At 34.0% G+C, this 19,168-nt stretch carries 20 protein-coding genes; 5 read left to right on the forward strand and 15 right to left on the reverse strand.

Features of this window, described 5'->3' with window-relative positions:
- Nucleotides 1-3: 3 nt before the first annotated feature.
- Genes dgt through purE form a run of 3 tightly spaced genes read right to left on the reverse strand, consistent with a single transcriptional unit; the run spans nt 4 to nt 3,152 of the window.
- A complete protein-coding gene (dgt, locus tag FcAc13_RS07815; protein WP_187755647.1) occupies nt 4-1,509 on the reverse strand; it encodes a dGTPase in 1,506 nt (501 codons plus the stop codon).
- Between the two features lie 5 nt (nt 1,510-1,514).
- Nucleotides 1,515-2,597, reverse strand: coding sequence for a 5-(carboxyamino)imidazole ribonucleotide synthase (gene purK / locus FcAc13_RS07820; protein WP_187755648.1), 1,083 nt, complete (start codon nt 2,595-2,597; stop codon nt 1,515-1,517).
- Between the two features lie 27 nt (nt 2,598-2,624).
- Nucleotides 2,625-3,152, reverse strand: a complete 528-nt coding sequence (purE, locus tag FcAc13_RS07825; RefSeq protein WP_187755649.1) for a 5-(carboxyamino)imidazole ribonucleotide mutase — start codon at nt 3,150-3,152, stop codon at nt 2,625-2,627.
- Nucleotides 3,153-3,525: 373 nt separating this feature from the next.
- Here purE and FcAc13_RS07830 point away from each other — a divergent pair, with 373 nt between their 5' ends.
- A complete protein-coding gene (locus FcAc13_RS07830) occupies nt 3,526-4,029 on the forward strand; it encodes a single-stranded DNA-binding protein (RefSeq protein WP_187755650.1) in 504 nt (167 codons plus the stop codon).
- A 312-nt stretch (nt 4,030-4,341) separates the two neighbouring features.
- Here the strand turns inward: FcAc13_RS07830 and ubiB are convergent, their stop codons facing one another.
- From ubiB to trxA, 7 genes are all read right to left on the reverse strand, one after another.
- Nucleotides 4,342-5,880: a ubiquinone biosynthesis regulatory protein kinase UbiB gene (ubiB, locus tag FcAc13_RS07835; protein ID WP_220679089.1), complete on the reverse strand. Its 1,539-nt coding sequence runs from the start codon at nt 5,878-5,880 to the stop codon at nt 4,342-4,344.
- Between the two features lie 12 nt (nt 5,881-5,892).
- The gene (ubiE, locus tag FcAc13_RS07840; RefSeq protein ID WP_187755652.1) at nt 5,893-6,675 is read right to left on the reverse strand and encodes a bifunctional demethylmenaquinone methyltransferase/2-methoxy-6-polyprenyl-1,4-benzoquinol methylase UbiE; all 783 of its coding nucleotides are present in this window, start codon (nt 6,673-6,675) and stop codon (nt 5,893-5,895) included.
- Between the two features lie 195 nt (nt 6,676-6,870).
- Nucleotides 6,871-7,806, reverse strand: a complete 936-nt coding sequence (gene nadR / locus FcAc13_RS07845) for a multifunctional transcriptional regulator/nicotinamide-nucleotide adenylyltransferase/ribosylnicotinamide kinase NadR (protein WP_187755653.1) — start codon at nt 7,804-7,806, stop codon at nt 6,871-6,873.
- A 228-nt stretch (nt 7,807-8,034) separates the two neighbouring features.
- Nucleotides 8,035-9,135: a tRNA/rRNA methyltransferase gene (locus tag FcAc13_RS07850; RefSeq protein ID WP_187755654.1), complete on the reverse strand. Its 1,101-nt coding sequence runs from the start codon at nt 9,133-9,135 to the stop codon at nt 8,035-8,037.
- A gap of 14 nt (nt 9,136-9,149) precedes the next feature.
- The gene (nusB, locus tag FcAc13_RS07855) at nt 9,150-9,572 is read right to left on the reverse strand and encodes a transcription antitermination factor NusB (RefSeq protein ID WP_187755655.1); all 423 of its coding nucleotides are present in this window, start codon (nt 9,570-9,572) and stop codon (nt 9,150-9,152) included.
- A 3-nt stretch (nt 9,573-9,575) separates the two neighbouring features.
- A complete protein-coding gene (gene ribH / locus FcAc13_RS07860) occupies nt 9,576-10,049 on the reverse strand; it encodes a 6,7-dimethyl-8-ribityllumazine synthase (RefSeq protein WP_187755656.1) in 474 nt (157 codons plus the stop codon).
- A gap of 332 nt (nt 10,050-10,381) precedes the next feature.
- Nucleotides 10,382-10,708, reverse strand: coding sequence for a thioredoxin TrxA (gene trxA / locus FcAc13_RS07865; protein ID WP_187755657.1), 327 nt, complete (start codon nt 10,706-10,708; stop codon nt 10,382-10,384).
- Nucleotides 10,709-10,880: 172 nt separating this feature from the next.
- Here trxA and rhlB point away from each other — a divergent pair, with 172 nt between their 5' ends.
- Nucleotides 10,881-12,128, forward strand: a complete 1,248-nt coding sequence (gene rhlB, locus FcAc13_RS07870; RefSeq protein ID WP_187755658.1) for an ATP-dependent RNA helicase RhlB — start codon at nt 10,881-10,883, stop codon at nt 12,126-12,128.
- A gap of 199 nt (nt 12,129-12,327) precedes the next feature.
- Here rhlB and FcAc13_RS07875 read toward each other — a convergent pair whose 3' ends face one another.
- The 4 genes from FcAc13_RS07875 to FcAc13_RS07890 are packed head-to-tail and all read right to left on the reverse strand — an operon-like array spanning nt 12,328 to nt 14,135.
- Entirely contained in the window at nt 12,328-12,651 is a 324-nt protein-coding gene (locus tag FcAc13_RS07875; RefSeq protein WP_187755764.1) for a type IV pilus modification PilV family protein, read from the reverse strand.
- 2 nt (nt 12,652-12,653) lie between these two features.
- On the reverse strand, nt 12,654-13,124 hold the full coding sequence (locus FcAc13_RS07880; RefSeq protein WP_187755659.1) for a DUF2509 family protein: 471 nt from the start codon (nt 13,122-13,124) through the stop codon (nt 12,654-12,656).
- Complete coding sequence (locus tag FcAc13_RS07885) at nt 13,102-13,659, reverse strand: prepilin peptidase-dependent protein (protein WP_187755660.1); 558 nt, start codon at nt 13,657-13,659, stop codon at nt 13,102-13,104. Before FcAc13_RS07885 ends, FcAc13_RS07880 begins: the two co-directional genes overlap by 23 nt.
- Nucleotides 13,653-14,135 carry a prepilin-type N-terminal cleavage/methylation domain-containing protein gene (locus tag FcAc13_RS07890; RefSeq protein ID WP_246415108.1) on the reverse strand — a complete coding sequence of 161 codons (483 nt, stop codon included), beginning with the start codon at nt 14,133-14,135 and terminating at the stop codon, nt 13,653-13,655. The genes FcAc13_RS07885 and FcAc13_RS07890 overlap by 7 nt, the downstream gene beginning before the upstream one ends.
- A gap of 406 nt (nt 14,136-14,541) precedes the next feature.
- Between FcAc13_RS07890 and epmA the strand changes: the two genes are divergently transcribed.
- Together epmA and rmuC are read left to right on the forward strand one after the other, a co-directional pair.
- On the forward strand, nt 14,542-15,528 hold the full coding sequence (gene epmA / locus FcAc13_RS07895) for an elongation factor P--(R)-beta-lysine ligase (protein ID WP_187755662.1): 987 nt from the start codon (nt 14,542-14,544) through the stop codon (nt 15,526-15,528).
- A gap of 1 nt (nt 15,529) precedes the next feature.
- Nucleotides 15,530-16,864, forward strand: coding sequence for a DNA recombination protein RmuC (gene rmuC, locus FcAc13_RS07900; protein WP_220679093.1), 1,335 nt, complete (start codon nt 15,530-15,532; stop codon nt 16,862-16,864).
- A 199-nt stretch (nt 16,865-17,063) separates the two neighbouring features.
- On the opposite strand, the gene FcAc13_RS07905 is transcribed toward rmuC, so the two are convergent.
- Entirely contained in the window at nt 17,064-17,888 is an 825-nt protein-coding gene (locus FcAc13_RS07905; RefSeq protein WP_187755664.1) for a Cof-type HAD-IIB family hydrolase, read from the reverse strand.
- Nucleotides 17,889-18,177: 289 nt separating this feature from the next.
- On the opposite strand from FcAc13_RS07905, the gene FcAc13_RS07910 reads away from it, so the two are divergent.
- Nucleotides 18,178-19,161: a mannose/fructose/sorbose PTS transporter subunit IIA gene (locus tag FcAc13_RS07910; protein WP_187755665.1), complete on the forward strand. Its 984-nt coding sequence runs from the start codon at nt 18,178-18,180 to the stop codon at nt 19,159-19,161.
- Nucleotides 19,162-19,168: the final 7 nt, after the last annotated feature.

The following is a 19,168-nucleotide window of genomic DNA, read 5'->3' on the forward strand; positions in this document are numbered from 1 at the left end:
GTGCTAATCACTCACCATTAATTTACGATATTCATCATAAGCAAAATGATCGGTCATACCACTAATATAATCCTGTAATAATCTTGCTCGATAATAGAACTCCCAAATGTTAAAAGCGGCATCCGCTTTTTCAATTTGTAAAACCGCTTCCAGATAGGCTTGACGATGTTTTTCTGGAAGTTTATGAAATAATCGCGTTTCAATCATATATTGTGGATGACCATTTTTGGTTGTTAATTGCAAAAAATCGTCTGTTGGCATATTGAGTAATGGATTGTATATATCGAGTAAACCGGTAATAATTCGATAGCCTTGCAATTCTATGGTTTCGATACTATCGTGATTAAAAATATATTTAAATGCAACCTTCTTAAAAACTTCCAATAATTTAAATTCAGCATCATGATCTTCTAATAAAGCATGATTAAATGAACCAGAATAAATTGCTTCAATATTTTCAATAAAACGTTCTGCAGCATGGGGAACTAAAATACCCGTCGTATTGACTCTTAAGGATGTAAAAAATTGATCTACACTCATGGAATCATTTTTTTCACTCAATGCACTGGTATAGGCGCCCGCAACCACCCTCTCGAAAAGGTCGCCTTTTTTAGTAGGCCCCCATTCCTGCTGTAAATAGAAATATAATCGTTCAATCGTCAAAATCCTTTTTTCAACCGCATCTTCCAAATCTGCGATACAGTATGATATATCATCCGCTGCTTCCATAATGTAAGTTAAGGGATAACGATGAAACGGTTCTTGATCAAGCTCTACCATTAGTGAGTTAACAAAAGATTCTTCCGATAAATAATAGCCTGATTTTTTCATAAGATAATGAAATTCATCTTTTACTGGCGCAAGCCAGTATGCGGGTTTAGTATATTTTAAAATGCAGGCGATTTGTGAATAGGTTAAATTCAATTTTAAGATTGTGTGAACTAATCTAATGGCTTGCGCGTTACCATCAAAATGACATAAATCCTGACGAATTTTACGGCGTAATTCATCAAGTTCTGGTTGTGTTCGTTGGTAATTCAATGGAGTATAACTTGATGAACGCTCAACGGCTAATTGCTGACTAAACCAATTATTAATAGCAGCTTCACCAAAATGACCAAAGGGTGGATTACCAATATCATGCATTAGGCACGCCATTTCCACTAAACTTTCAATAACAACGCCTAAATTATCCAATCCGTATTGGTTAAGTTGATTTGTTTTCGTTAAATTATTCATGATTTCTTTCACAATATAACGACCAACTTGCTGAACTTCTAAAGAATGGGTTAAACGTGACCTAACAACTGCATTACGCTCTAAGGGAAAAACTTGTGTTTTTTGTTGTAAGCGACGAATGGCAGCGGAATTGAGAATGCGATCACGATCACTTTCAAAATATTGGATGAAGGAATATTCATCGCCAACGTTATATTTAGTCTGTTTCGTGTAACGTTGATAACTTATTTTTTTATGAAAATTGATCTTCACATATTCTCCTAATAGCATTGCTATTAATTGATACCTTCGCTTAATAAAACAGCTTTTGCCCACTCAATAGCTGAAGCATAATCTACCGATAATGTCGTTGTTAAACGTTCTAAGCAAAAACATAACTCCAGTGAATTCTGATGAGTCAAATTTAAATGCCCCAATTTACGCCCAGCTCTTACCGCCTTTTCATACCAATGAAGGTGAACTAACGATTCGGTTAACCAATCACAATTGTAAGACATACCAATCAGATTAACCATTACAGAATTTGCAAATACAGCTGGTGACGGCATTGGTAAATCCATAATAGCGCGTAAATGCAACTCAAACTGACTGATTGACGCACCATTTTGCGTCCAATGCCCGCTATTGTGAACGCGTGGCGCTAACTCATTAATTAATAACTTATCACCGACAACAAAACATTCCATTGCCATAACACCAATGTAATTTAGCTTAGCCATAATCGTTGCTAGCATCGATTCAGCATTAGCTTGTAAAATTTCATGTGGATTGGCAAAAGCCACACTCATCTTTAATATACTATTTTGGTGAAGATTATAAGTAACTGGATAAAATACCATTTTACCTAGTCGATTACGTGCACCAATTAATGATAATTCACCATTAAAGTTTATTGCTTGTTCAACGATTGCCGCTTGATAAGCATCATCGGGGATCAGATCGGTTAACTCAGAAGTGATACGCCATTGTCCTCTACCATCATAACCACCAGTCCGGCGTTTAACGATCAATGTATGACCCAATTTTGCTAATAATTTAGGCCAATCTGCGAAAGAGTCTAATGGCTGCCAATTGGCAGTTGGCAGATTAAGTTCATCAAGTAATTGCTTCTGCCTTAAACGGTCGGCAATAAGTGGAAAAACATCTCGATTAATGAAAGCATGATGACTGGCCAAAATACGAGTAAATGGTGTTTCTGGCCAACGTTCAATTTCTGCAGTGATGACAGCATTTTGATAAGGAACCATCGTTGGATCGGCATCTAAACCAACAGGATAAACTTGAATACCTAATGGTTCGCCAGCTTGTCTTAGCATACGACCTAATTGACCGTCACCGAGAACACAAACTTTTTTCATGATTAAATCCTAATGTTAGTTTATTATTTATTTTCTTGGGTCTGGATTTGTTAGTACATCATTAGTCTGCGCTTGTCTGAATTTTTCCAGTTTAGCAAACAGTACCCTATCATTAATTGCTAGAATCTGTGCAGCGAATAATGCGGCATTTGCTGCTCCTGCTTTACCTATAGCTAACGTACCAACTGGAATTCCTTTTGGCATTTGCACTATTGAATATAAACTATCAATACCACTTAATGCAGCACTTTGTACGGGTACCCCTAACACTGGGACTAACGTTTTAGCCGCTAGCATACCAGGCAAGTGAGCAGCTCCTCCGGCACCAGCAATAATTACCTCAAATCCATTATCTTTGGCTTGCTCGGCAAACAGGAATAATTTATCTGGCGTTCGATGTGCAGATACAATTTCAACATGAAAAGCAAGTTGGAGTTGTGTTAAAAGATCAGCACTGTGTTGCATAGTGTCCCAATCACTTTTTGAACCCATAACAATTGCAATTTTCGCTTTTTTTGATAAATCTGAAGAATTGGTTAATGGTATTTTAGACATAAACATTAATTCCCTCATTCTAAAGTTTTAGTATTATAAAGAAATAAGTTTATCCGTATAGCGTTTATTCATTTAATTTTTCTTTTTAGTTAGTACCTTATTTACCACAAGACATATTGATAAAATGTTCAGCATTCACCTAGGTTTTAAATTCTACAATAAATTCTTGCCCTTATTTTTACTTGGCTATCAAAGATTTCATCAATTATAAATGTTAAACATTTGTAAAATTCAGATAAAATATAGTTTAAAGTAAAATAAACATCGCAAAATATATTTTGTAAATACAAATACTATTAGCAATCACATGTGCACATGTTACAATATCAAACAATGAATAATAGATTATATTAAAACGTTTAGGAGTTTATCAATGGCAAGTCGAGGTATTAATAAAGTCATTTTAGTAGGTAATTTAGGGCAAGATCCCGAAGTTCGTTATTTACCTAATGGTGGCGCAGTAACTAATATAAGTGTCGCGACGTCCGAAACGTGGAAAGATAAGCAAACTGGTGAGCAGAAAGATCGTACAGAATGGCATCGAGTTGTCATTTTTGGCAAATTAGCCGAAATCGCTGGTGAATATTTAAGAAAAGGTTCGCAAGTTTATATTGAAGGTCAATTACAAACCCGTAAATGGCAAGATCAATCCGGTCAGGAACGTTACACTACTGAAATCGTGGTTAATATTGGTGGAACATTACAAATTTTGGGTAGCCGTAATACTAACTTTGATGATGCAGCAACCCAAAATTGGGGGCAAAGTGCAAATAACCAATCGTCTGCTCCTGCCGCTCGCCAACCCGCTGCTGCACCACAACAACCAATACCGTCCAATGAACCACCAATGGATTTTGATGACGAGATCCCTTTTTAAGTCAGATTCACCTCTGACTAAAGAGACTAAAAAGGAATCCTTTGGTTTCCTTTTTAGTTTTCATTTTACTTGAAATAAGCTTACAACTAAAAATATTAGATATAAATAGTTGAATAATAATCTACACTAAATAAACTTATAAAAATCATTCACTCTTATTAATTTTTTAGTGATAAGGCACATTGCAAATGCTAACCTATTACTCATTAAACACTATCCTGCTAAAAAGCAGAATTAACGTTGCTAATGTAGTTAATCATAAAAAATCAACTTAATGAATAATTGGTAAATGCTTACCCTATCGATTCCTGATTAAAATAAATTTATTAAAGTACTTAAAACAACAATACAAAGTACCACACTCCATAGTTTAATTAGCCATTTTTTTGTTCGTGAAAGTTGTAGATTAAGTTCGTTCAACTGTAGGATAAGTTGCCGGTTAGATTTTTCAAATTGTTTTAATTTTTTTGGTAAATCAGGTAATAAATCTTGCCATTGTGGTAAAGCATGCATCATATTTTTAGCAATATGCAATGGACTCATTTGTTCTTGATACCATGCTTCTAAAAATGGTTTAGCCGTAGACCATAAATCCAACTGAGGATAAAGTCGACGCCCTAATCCTTCGATATAAAAAAGCGTTTTTTCCAGCAGCACTAATTGCGGTTGAATCACCATGTTAAATTGTCGAGCAACATTAAATAAATTATACAATATTTGTGCAAAAGATATTTCTCCTAATGATTTGGCAAAAATTGGGTCACACACTTCTCGCATTGCTGTTTCTAAAGCAAAAACATTTGTATCTTCAGGAACCCACCCTGATTCAATATATAATTCAGCAATTTTCTGATAATCACGATTAAAAAAAGCAATAAAATTTTGTGCCAGAAAATATTGATCTTCTTTACTCAGTTCTCCCATAATGGCACAATCAATGCCGATATAGGTTGGATTGATCGGATCACTAGCATTAATAAATACATTTCCAGGATGCATATCCGCATGAAAAAAATTATCCCGAAAAATTTGCGTAAAAAATATATCAACGCCTCTCTCCGCCAATAATTTTAAATTAACACCTCGCTCTTTTAATTCTGCTATGTTGTTAATCGATATACCAGAGATACGCTCTTCCACTAAAACATTAGCTCGACATAGCTCACGATAAACATAAGGAATATAGAGCATATCACTTTTAATAAAGTTATTCCGTAAACGTTTGGTATTTTCTGCTTCTTGCAGCAAATTTAACTCTTTGAAAATCGTTTTTTCATAATCACTCACTACTTCAGTCAAACGTAAGCGCCTAGCATCATAATTCATTTTTACCAACCGCTCCGCACACCAATACATTACTGCAATATCGGCTTTAATGAGTGGTTGAATATTCGGCCGTAATACTTTAATAATTACCGCTGCCCCACTACTTTTCAATTTGGCTGAATGCACTTGAGCAATCGAAGCTGAAGCAAGAGGCGTAAACTGAAAATCATCAAAAAGCGTTTCGATTGACGTTGATAAAGCTTGTTCAATGATATGTTTTGCTTGTTCACCATCAAATGGTTTAACTTGGTCTTGTAATTGCGATAAAGAAATTAACAAATCATCGGGTAAGAGATCTTGTCTGGTAGACAACATTTGCCCTAATTTAACCCAAATTGGCCCAAGTTCTTGTAAAGCCAATTTTAAACGTTCTCCTCTATTACAATGTTTAGCTTTTTTCGATACCCAAAACATCATAAAAAGGACAAATTTAAATCGGTTTGGTAAGATCGATTTAGGAAATAGTTCAGCTAATTGAAAAGCGCGAAATGCCGCCATGATTTGATAAAGTCGCCAATACTTCATTAGCATCCTCAATTAAAATTTAAAACCAAGATGCAATGCTACAATACCACCTGTCATATTATGATATTGCACATCTTTAAAACCGGCCAGCTCCATCATATTTTTCAATTTAAGTTGGTCAGGATGCATGCGAATTGATTCAGCTAAATAACGATAACTATCGGCATCATTAGCAACAATTTTTCCCATTAACGGTAACATTGTAAATGAATAAAGATCATATGCTTTATTCAATAATTTATATTCTGGTTTGGAAAATTCTAAAATTAATAAACGTCCACCTGGCTTTAGTACTCGCCACATTGATTTGAGTGCTTGATCTTTATTCGTTACATTACGTAAACCAAATGAAATCGTAATACAATCAAAACTATTGTCAGCAAAAGGTAACGCTTCGGCATTTGCTTGTACATATTCAATATTTTTAAATAAACCTTTATCACGCAACTTTTCACGACCAACTTCAAGCATGGAATCATTGATATCAGCTAATATTACTAATCCATCATCGCCTACTAATTGCGAAAATTTAGCAGTTAGATCACCGGTTCCGCCAGCTAGATCAAGTACTTTTTGCCCTTGCCTTATACCACTATACTCAATAGTGATTTTCTTCCAAAGCCGATGAATACCAAATGACATTAAGTCATTCATAACATCATATTTATCAGCAACAGAATGAAATACATCGGCAACTCGTTTTTCTTTTTCTTGTTTAGGAATCTGTGTGAAACCAAAATCAATTGTTTCTTGCTGGTGTTGATCGTGTCGTGGTTGATCATGGATTTTTGACATAATGAAAACCATTTAATAAAAATTTGCGTTATTTTAACATATCGCCTAATGCTACACTATACAATTAAGGCGATGATAGCCATTTAGATTTCAACTATTAGAAAAGTAAAATCTTTGATTCACTAAGAATTGATTGGTACTTTTACCTATAATCGGGTGAAGATATGCTTAATTGATTTAATGTGCTAATAATGTCTATTCTAGCTTAATCTTAATTCGCTCAATAACAGATTCAAAAATAGCCAGCTGACTTTCATGTGGATTAAAATCATGAGAATGAATAACTAAATCAAAGGGATAATTATTAATTAATTCTTTTAAAATCTGATTATCTTTACGAAAAGATCGTTGATAATGATGATATAAAGTTTCAAAATCAAATGCGGTAAATAATAATTTGTTAGCACAAGTAGCAGCATCATCAATACGTTGTGCTTGTAACATGGCAATGCGGATATAATCAGCCTCATTTAGTGTTGAAGAAACTTTGTGATGATGATCGTTTTGAAAATAGTTAATATAACCATTCGTTACATAACGCGTATTAAAAATATTGGCTAATTGCATGGCCAGTTGATCAAATTGATTTAGTTTACCAACTAAAGCTATTTTCATGACGAAGAATGGTCGAGCAACTTGGGAAATATATTGCCAATGTTGAAAGGGATTTTGACGAATTTTTGTCGCACTAATATTAATAAAATCACGATTAACATCAATGAGCTTTACGCTACAATTAAAATAGCGTTCATGATTGGCAACATCTTGTTGTTCGCTGGTAAAGATAACCATTGGTTTAACTTGATGTTTAGCTAAAATCGCCTTAACCCGATCACTCCAATCTTGCCAACCGTTAGGATAATAAGCGATTCCGCTTTCGTCTAAAACATGAATATGAATATTACGATGATGTTGGAAGTTTTTTTTTAACCAGTAAAATCGGTCTCTAACTTGTGGCTGGCGTAACATGCCACTTGCTTCAAATAGTTTTAAGTCTCTGGCTGGCTCACAACCTAGGAAAACATGTAGTTCATCAACTTGCATTATGGCTTTTTCAATAAGATAAATATGACCACAATGTAACGGATAAAATTTACCAAAAATAATTCCGATTTTACGCTTAGTTTTCATAATAGTGCTACAAATATTGTAATGATAGAGAGATATATTTTCTTAACCGATACAATGTATCCAAAATATATTTTATTTCAAGTAAAAAATATAGGAAAACACGTTTATAAAATGAAAATTATACTAAATTAATATATATACTCTGTATTATTGTATTTTTCTTAATTTTAAATAGAGTGCTAAATTAGCACTCTAAAAAAATCTTTATTAGCTTCCTAATGTAAATTTTTACTTAGTATGAGTTCGGTCAATTTTAGCTAGTAAAATGCCACTTAAAACAGAAATATTTAAAGCTGGCATCGCCTCACTACCCGATAAATAAACAACTTTATCAGCAAATTCGACTAATTTAAGATTGATTTGTTGGAAAATGACAAAGACGGTTTTGGCACGCACCGATAATTTAGTTAAATTTTCCGCTTTTATTGTATTCACTTTACAAGGTAAAAGAGCAACAATTTGATATCCATATTGTTTAAACTGATCAAGTGAAACAATAAAATCATCAGCTTTAATTGGCGTAAGATATTCTGCTCCACCTTCAGAAACACGTAAAGAGGCACCATTATCTAGAATATCGGGTTGTCGTAGCATTACGCCATTTACTTTAAAAAAAGCGGCTGTCCGAGCGATTGCACCTAAATTATGTGGGTTATTGATATCATCAATTGCCATTACATAATCATATTTAGCATCATTATTTTGAGCCAGATATGTTGCCGTAGTCAAAGAAGAGCGTTTTTTCACAATCAAACACACTCCACCATGATGTTGTGTCTGAGCAATTTTACTCATATGCGCATCATCTACGATATCGTAACCAAGCCGACGTTCAACTAACCAAGCTATCAACGGTTTAAATTCATGGGTTTTTTCTTGTAAGAAAAAAGCTTTAATAATCGATTCAGGCCGTTTAGCAAAAATAGCTTTACAACTATTTTCGCTATAAACTAATGTTTCTTCTTTACGCTGACGTTTCAATTGTTGATTTGAAAGTATCGTCGTATCATTTTCAAATGTAGCTAGTTGCTCAGATTTCTGTACCCGACTTTTCCAAGGCGATTCATGAGATGTCACGCTGTTATTTCGAGAACGTGGCCTAAACATTTCGATACGATTATCTTTGATAGTTTCACGATTCATCTTCGAACGTTCGGTACGACGTTTATCATGGGATGATTTATCTTGATCGTGTCGTGGAGCCGAGCCTCTTTGATGACGACTATCATTGCCTTGATAAGAACGTTGAGATGATTTACTTTCAGCAGATTTTTTAGCATAAAAAACCGTAGGCTTTCCTTGTTTATCGGCTGATTGATTGTCATTCATAATATGCTCACTATTTACCGGGTTCGTATTGTTGGCGCAACTTTATCCAGTACACCATTTATAAACTTATGGCTATCTTCAGCACCAAAAGTTTTAGTTAAATCAATTGCTTCATTAATGACAACTTTATAAGGAACATCTTCACGTTTGAGAAGTTCATAAACCGCAATTCTTAAAATAGCATGTTCTACAAAACCTAATTCATTTAGACTTCGTTCATTCAGAAATGGCTCCATTTTTTCATCAAGTTCAGTCGTATGCGAAGCTACCCCATGTAATAATTCTCGAAAATACTTTTTATCGACTCCTTTCATATCTTGTTCAGCCATAAAATTGACTTCAACTTCTGATAAGTCATTTTTAGAAACTTGCCATGAATAGATTGCCTGAACTGCACACTCACGTGCACGACGACGAGGATTAGCGTTAGTCGTCACTATTTACCCCTTCTTGATACTGTTTAAAGTGTTATACATTTCTAGTGCGGTTAAAGCTGCTTCTGCCCCTTTATTTCCAGCTTTGGTGCCTGCTCGTTCAATCGCCTGCTCGATATTTTCTGTTGTTAAAATACCAAAGCCAACAGGTAGGGAATGAGCTAAACTGGTAGATAATATACCAGAACTTGATTCACCAGCGACATAATCAAAATGAGCAGTGCTACCACGAATTACCGTACCTAATGCGACCACAGCGTCATATTTTTTACTTTCAGCAACAGCCTTAACCGTTAAAGGAATCTCAAAAGCTCCCGGAACTTTAATAACAGTAATATTTTTATCTTCGACTTGCCCAATTCGTTTTAGCGCATCGATGGCACCTTCAACAAGGCTATCATTTATAAAATGATTGAAACGTGCGACAATAATAGCGACTTTTGCATGGGGTGCAGCTACTTGCCCCTCAATAACTTGCATGATTATTCCTCGAATATTTAGCGAATCCCAAATGACTAGCTTTTACTAGCCTTTAACCTGAGCTAATTTTAGCATATATTCAGCTTTTCGCTATGGCGATTTTGATACTAATCATCGTAAATGAATGAAATTTGATTTAATATTTAAATTTGGCTGATGAATCTCATTGAATATTGAATTTGATCCATCAATAGCTATTATATGAGCAATTTATTTTTGCTAAGTTTGTCGAATAATTAGACGAGATTACAAAAAAATTAGTAGATTGAAGAACTATAAAAACAAACCACGCAGTCATTTACTGCGTGGTTAAATAAATGTACTGTTTAGAATTAAAGATGATTATCTAAAAACGTTTTTAATTGTATTTTAGATAACGCACCTACTTGTGTGGCCACGACTTTACCATTCTTAAATAATAATAAGGTCGGTATACCACGAATACCAAATTTTGGCGAAATAGATGGATTTTGATCGACATTAAGCTTTGCAACAACTAATTTATCTGCAAATTCTTGGGCTATGTCTTCTAATATTGGTGCAACCATTTTGCAAGGACCACACCAATCGGCCCAAAAATCGACTAAAACGGGTTGACTTGCTTCAGCTAAAGTTTTTTCAAAATTTGCTTCAGTTAAGGAAATAATTGCATTACTCATGTTATTCTCCGTATTTTGCATGCGAATAATTATATATTACTTAATTATAGTATGTTACTTTACAACCATTCACTATCAATTAATATAATAGGAACTAATAATTGGTGCGAGTTTAGACACGACTGTGGTATAATACTGCAATTGTTTGAAATGACTAATTTAAATTTTATTTATGACCCAATCTTACCTCACGAAAACAGAGTTTAACCAGTTGCCACTTCACCCATTAGTACTTTCTGCATTGCAGAAAAATGGTTTCAAATTTTGTACACCGATTCAAGAAAAATCTTTACCTTTTACAGCTAAAGGAATGGATATTGCTGGACAAGGACAGACAGGAACAGGTAAAACTATCGCATTTCTCACTGCTACGTATAATTATTTACTGAATCATCCACCTTTGGAAAAACATCAAAATAATCAACCCCGTGCAGTCATTATAGCGCCGACTCGTGAATTAGTTGTGCAAATTCACCATGACGCACAAATGCTTTCAGCAACGACAGGTTTAAAACTCGGATTGGCGTTTGGTGGTGATGGTTACGATAAGCAATTGAAAACTTTATCTGACGGTGTGGATATTTTAATTGCTACGACAGGGAGATTAATTGACTATGCTAAACAAAATTATGTCAATTTAGCCGCGATTCAAGTCGTCGTACTTGATGAAGCAGATCGTATGTTCGATTTAGGTTTTATTCGTGATATTCGTTGGTTATTCCGGCATATGGCCCCACCTAAGCAACGGTTAACAATGTTATTTTCCGCAACATTATCACACAATGTGCGAGAATTGGCATTTGAACATATGAATGATCCACAATATATTGAAGTTGAACCTGAACAGAAAATAGGTCATCGTATAAAAGAAGAGTTATTTTTTCCTTCCGATGAAGATAAATTAGCTTTATTGCAAACCTTAATTGAAGAAGAATGGCCTGAACGTTGTATTGTTTTTGCTAATACTAAAGTGACTTGTGATAAAATTTGGCGCCACCTGATGGCTGACGGACATCGTGTTGGTTTACTCAATGGGGATATTGCTCAGAAAAAACGCTTGGCTGTTTTAGATAAATTCACTCAAGGTGAGTTAGATATTTTAGTTGCTACGGATGTGGCAGCACGTGGTTTACATATTCCACATGTAACGCATGTTTTCAACTATGATCTGCCTGATGACTGCGATGATTATCGGCATCGTATCGGCAGAACAGGACGAGCTGGTGCAGAAGGTTGCTCAATTTCATTTGCCTGTGAGCGTTATGCGCCTAACCTACCAGCCATTGAATCTGCAATCGGACATATTATCCCAGTTAGTCACTATGATGCAAATGCGTTATTAACCGATTTACCAAAACCTAAAGCATCAAAACCATATAATAATCGGCGCAATAAACGACCTCAACATAAATCATCATAATGATTTTAAAATCTCTATTTTTAAAAAGAGTCTAAATGGCTCTTTTTTAACATCACCATCTTTTCAATTAACTAATAAAAACACCATCTTTTCATCGCTATCAATTAATTTTGGTAAATTAGCATATGTAATTAAAATAACCTTTCACGTTAGGAAATAATGGACCACACAACCGAAAACAATAACCAATAAGTATAAATTATAATCGGCAAAACCAGCGTTGTTGACTTATTTCCTCAGCCGATGGTATCCAAATTATTACCTTAACAATTTGGCATTGGTGATATCTGGTTGTCATGATTTTAAAGTTCCACTGTGCTGGTAAATTTATGACTTGAGTATCTGGATAACGATCGAGAATTTCAAATGCCATAGTTTGTGCAGTATGTCTCTTTTTCGCTTGCCATATTGTCGATGTTAAAACCGTCTGAAATTCAACTAACCCTAACATTACAATTGAAAATAGTAATATTGAAACCAATAATTCTATCAAACTAAATCCTGTAAAATGATTATCCGTCATAATCACTCACAATATTGACTTTTGTTATTTGGACAATAATCTAACCAATGTCCTTGCTGTAATGTTAATTTACCATTATACAATGTTGCCAAATGAAAAAGTTTGAATCGTTGGAATTCGCCTTTAACAATCACATACTCACCGTTTAACAATCCTGCGACTTTTATGCAAGCGGAAAGTTGATAAGTTAACAGTTCCTGACATTGCCAATGTTCAGTTGGTATAGTCCATTGCTGAGTTATGGCCCATTCAATTGATGATTGTGCTTGATTAAATTGCTGGTAATAACGTTTATATTGAATATAATCTTTTTGCCATAACGTCGAAATATGACTAAAAGTTTTCATCATGATGATACCTAATGACATTATAATCAAAATCATTTGTAACGAACTAAATCCTTTAGATGGTAATTGTAATAGCTTAAAAGCTTGTCTCATTGCGATCATGCTAAAGATTTTCAGTCTTAACATAATGAATTCTCGAATGCGTTATCGAATGATTTCCCTTTATTTGTGCTGTTAATCTAATTTCTATGAAATGTGCACGTTGATAAATTTCAAACAAAGTCACATCGACTTCATTATTGTCAAAAAGTTTTTCCCAACCTTGTCCATAACAATGTGGAATTCCTAATCGATACACAACATTATTATTAGCGTAGCGATAAACAAAAATATCTGAACTATTCAAGTTGTGTTTATCTTCACGCCATTCTCCAGAACGATGCAGATCATAGCGAATTATAATACATTGATTATTATCCTCGATAAGGATTGCTGTTTTTTTTAAATTATCTAAATGATTAGCTAAAAAACCTGCACGTTTAATATCTTTAATTAACCCTGATAAAGTTTGGTTAATGGTTTCTTGTAACCGATACTGTTGATAAAATTGTATCGTATCAGTTTGCAATTTTGGGTAAAAAGCCATTATTATCATCATTAATAAAGAAGTTAAAATTAAACATAACAACATTTCCAATAAGGTAAAACCAGTTTTTAACATTTTGGAAATCCAGCCAAATAAACATTTGCCGAACAAAAACGAATACGCCCTCTGGTTGAAACGATAATCCTGCTTTCTCCCAGAGCATTTTTAAGTTTAATGGTCGCTGGCTGCGCCATACTTCTACGTCCATGGAATATTAAAATAGGCTCGACATTAACCTCAACAATATCAACTTGTTGGGTTTTCCCAATAAATTTAAAATAAGGATGAGTATAATCCGCTTGTTCATTATCAACTACTATTAGCTGCCATTCCTGATGATTTTTATATGCGATATAAATAGCATTATTACGATTAAATATATTAGCATCACTTTTAACTTGGTTGAAAAAAGCAACTAATTCTAATGTACCATTTGCTAATTCATTTTGTAATCGCATATCCCGCCAATTTGTGATAGTCATCATCACCATTATTGAACTTATTGCAATCACGATCAAAAGCTCCAAAAGTGAATAACCATTGTGATACATAATTAAGCCAGTTTAGAAATTTTACATGACAATAAATCAAACACTATCGTAAATACAGTTAGTAACGGCGTTTTAGAGAGATCTATCGCAAATTTTGTGACTCTGTTTATGTTTTTATAACTAATGACTATCAAGTGTTAAATTATTAGGCATATAAATAGTTGTAAGATTTTACCTTTAGGTCATTAACTCCATGAATATATCCGGCTGTCATTGTGCCAATTCGTTAAAATTGTTCTATTAAAATGATAAAACTAAATAAAGCTCGTCATCCTCAAGCATAAAAAACTAACATATTGATGTTTGTTAAGTTTATAATTTAAGTTTATGATTAAATGCATTCGTTATTCCCTTTAACCTATAATGCATTACAATAACCTTATTTATAAGAAGAGTTGATTTATTTATGATAAACCCCGAGAGTTGGCAACCAACAGCATCCATTGATTTATTGTTAAAGCGCGCTAAAGTTGTCCGGCAAATTCGTACTTTTTTTGCTGATCGCTGTATTCTTGAAGTGGAAACCCCTATTTTAAGTCAAGCTGCGGTTACTGATGTACAACTCAGCTCTTTTCAAACCATATTTACTAAACCCGGTATTATTGATTTAGCGCAAGGGGAAAAGCTATTTTTAATTACCAGCCCCGAATATCATATGAAACGCTTGATAGCTGCGGGTAGTGGTCCTATTTACCAAATTTGTAAATGTTTTCGAAATAATGAGGAAATTAGTCGTTATCATAATCCCGAATTTACTATGCTAGAGTGGTATCGTATTCAATTCGATATGATGCAAATGATTAATGAAGTTGATGATCTTTTACAACTAGTCTTAGATACAGCACCTGCTGAATATATTAGTTATCAAAATGCGTTTATAAAATACTTGGGAGTTGATCCGCTTGAGGCGAATAAAGAAACATTAATTACTGCGGTTGAAAAACTAGCACTTGGTTTTAACACTGATAATACCGATCGTGATACGTTATTACAATTTTTATTTACTTTCGGTATCGAACCTCGAATTGGACAAGAAAAACCAACTGTGGTTTATCATTTCCCTGCTTCGCAAGCTGCATTGGCAGAACTCAATAGTGAAGATCAACGAACCGCAAGACGTTTTGAATTCTACTATAAAGGTGTTGAATTAGCGAATGGTTTTAAAGAATTAACCAATGCTAAAGAACAAAAAGCACGCTTCGAACATGATAATCAAGAAAGATTAGCTAAAGGTTTACCCGCACAGCCTATTGACGAATATTTATTAGCTGCGATGGAAGCAAGTTTACCTGAATGCTCAGGCGTTGCAATAGGATTAGATCGTCTAATTATGTTGGCATTAGAGCAATCAACAATTAGTCAAGTTATGAGTTTCAATCTGGAGAATGCTTGAAATGTTAACCTCCCTCACGATGACCGAAATCGTTCTAGCTACGTTATTGATTATTACACTACTAGCATCAATAATTTGGAACATTAAGTTACGTTTGGCTAATCGTAATCTACAACAAATTTTTGAATTCCAATTTTGCCAAAAACGCGATGAAAATCAGACTCTTCTTAAGGAAGTGTCTGTTTTACAAGAAGAATTAAATCAAATAAGACATCAATATCTTCAACAAAGTAATGAGAATACTGAGTTACGAATTCGACTTGAACAGACCAACATTTTAGCCTATGAAAAGCAAAAAATCTTAATTGAAAGCGAACAGCGTTTAAATGAACAGTTTGAAAATCTCGCTAATCGCATTTTTGATAGTAGTGGCAAAAAACTTGAACAACAAAACCGTCAGACTTTAGACTATCTATTAACACCACTTAAGGAACAATTAGAAGGTTTTAAAAAACAAGTGCAAGATAGCTTCAACGTTGAGGCAAAAGAGCGTCATACCCTTGCGTTTGAAATTCGTAATTTACAAAAACTTAATGAACAAATGTCTAAAGAAGCGATCAATTTAACCAATGCATTGAAAGGTAATAACAAAACGCAAGGCAACTGGGGGGAAGTAGTATTGAATCGTATTTTAGAAAATTCAGGATTACGAGAAAATTATGAATTCGAGCTACAAGTCAGTTTAAATAATGAAGACAAACAACGCTTACAACCAGATGTAGTAGTACATCTACCTCAAGGAAATGATGTTATTATCGATGCAAAAGTCGCATTAGTTGCTTACGAACGTTATTTTAATAGTGATGATGATCAAGAAAAAAGCCAGGCAATGGCTGAACACTTAATTGCAATTCGCAATCATATTAAACAATTGAGCCAGAAAGATTATCATAAATTATGTGGCGTAAACTCACTGGATTATATTTTAATGTTTATTCCTATTGAACCGGCTTTTTTAAGCGCCATTGATTGTGATCCTAATTTAATTAATGATGCATTAAAACACAATATTATGATTGTCAGTCCAACCACTTTGCTGGTTGCTTTACGCACTATTAATAATTTGTGGCGATATGAATATCAAAATCGTCATGCCGAACTCATCGCCGATAAAGCTAGCAAATTGTATGATAAAGTACGGGGTTTCGTCGAAGATATGGAAATTCTTGGCAATAGCTTGACTAAAGCACAACAAACTTATATCAATTCAATGAATAAATTAACTAGCGGTCGTGGCAATATTATTGGACAAATTGAGCAATTTCGTGAAATGGGTATAGAAGTCAAAAAACCTATTAAAAATGAAATTAGAGAAAAATCCTTAATGGAATGTTAAGGATTTAATTATAGATACCAGCAAGTGAGTCATCTTTTGGATGACTTCTGTTTTACCGGTAGAATCAATGCAATGGAAAAAGTTAATTTGATTAGCCCATTAACGCCAAATTAATCATAGCTTCAAAAATCAGGCTATCAATATTAGTCACTACCGGATGTTAAGAAATGGCTGTTTAATATTGGCTAAATGATTTAACCTACTTCGCTAACACATATTGATCGATAATTTGTGCGACAGCTGATTGATTATTATTGTAATGGCTAACAACCTTAGCGGCGATTTTGGCATCATTGGTTGCATTAGCAACAGCAATACTTAATCCGGCTGCTTTTAACATGGAAATATCATTATTATTATCACCAATGGCAATTATCTCTTCTCGTTTAATATTTAATTGTTCTGCCAATTTAATCAGCGCATCACCTTTACTTACTCCTTGTTGATTAAATTCAATATAGCGATTACCAGAATAACTAATTGTAAAAGTTGATAAAACATCTTTTGGTATAGCTTGTGCAATCTTTTCCAAATAATGACGGTCATCATTTTGGAAAAGAATTTTCATAATAACTTGGTTAGCTAAAAAGTCGAGATTGGGTTCAGTCAAGTTTATGCAATTATCAAGTCGTCCGGTCATGTAATCACGTTCTTCATCACTAATCCGATAGATATAAACGGTATCTAAGGTATAAATGTGAAAACCAACATCGTAACCTAAACCGATTTTAAACAGTTCGTTAACCTGTTCAAATGTAATTCCTTGTTGCAATAAAATTTTATTATCTTTGTTTTCGGTAATAACACCACCATTGAAAGAAATAATATATTCATTAGATTGATTATGAATATTAAGCCTCTTAGCGGTTTCTTGAATATTCATAAAACCTCTACCACTCGCTAATACAAATTTTATACCTAATTCCCGCGCTTGAGTGATGGCATCATAATTTTGTTGCGAAACTTCTTTATCATCGTTTAATAATGTTTCGTCCATATCACAAGCAATTAATTTATATTTCATGGCAGAGCTTCCTTATTATGATTGAATATTTTTTGCTTTAACATTTGTTAGACTTTTTTACTTAATAAAAAATTTAACTAACTGGAATAAATTTTACCAACACAGTTTAACACTTTTCACAGTTATTTTTTTTATTTCATGATCAGTTTTTTTATCAAAATCTGATCAACACCACATAAAAACATATCGAAACCGAGTATCATATCGATACCATGTAATATATCGAAACCAAATTTATTGATTAATAAATTCTATTTATGGTTAACGTTTTATCGAAAAGGAGATAAAAATGGTAGGTATTATCCTGGCAAGTCATGGTGATTTTGCCCTAGGTATTCTACAATCAGGTACGATGATCTTTGGAGAGCAAGAGAACGTTAAAGCTGTTGCACTACATCCTAGCGATAGTCCAGAAAATTTAAAACAAAAAATGGAAGAAGCGATAGCAACATTTGACAATAAAGATCAGATTTTATTTCTTGTTGATTTGTGGGGTGGTACGCCGTTTAATCAAGCTAATAGCTTATGTGCATCCCATCAAGATAACTGGATTATTGTTTCTGGGCTGAATTTGCCAATGTTAATCGAAGCATATTCTTCACGATTTTCAATGGTAAGTGCTCAAGAAATAGCCGCTGCAATTGTTACGCCTGGCAAAGAAGGCATAAAAACAACTTCAAAAATTGCTAAGAGTGATACCGTTCAATCTGTTAAACAATATGCAAACTCATTGCCTGAAGGAACCGTTATTGGTGATGGTAGAATCAAAATTGTCCTTGCCAGAATTGACTCTCGGTTATTACACGGTCAAGTAGCAACATCATGGACACAATCAACTAACCCAAATCGAATTATTATCGTTTCAGATTCCGTTGCAAAAGATAATTTACGCAAAAAACTGATTGAAGAAGCGGCACCTCCAGGTGTAAAAGCGAACGTTATTCCAATCAAAAAAATGATTGAAATATCAAAAGATCCTCGTTTTGGTAATACAAAAGCATTACTACTATTTGAAAACCCACAAGATGTATTGCGTACTATAGAAGGTGGTGTTGATATTCATACCATCAATGTTGGCTCAATGGCACACTCGGTTGGAAAGGTAATGGTTAATAAAGTGCTTTCAATGAGTACTGAGGATGTAGCTACATTTGATAAACTCAAACAATTGAATATTAAATTTGATGTTCGCAAAGTCCCCAATGATTCAACCAGTAATTTGGATGAGTTATTGAAAAAAGCGAAAGAAGAATTATCCGAACAAAATAAGTAATACTAAG

Source organism: Frischella japonica, assembly GCF_014489845.1.
Taxonomy (GTDB): Bacteria; Pseudomonadota; Gammaproteobacteria; order Enterobacterales; family Orbaceae; genus Frischella; species Frischella japonica.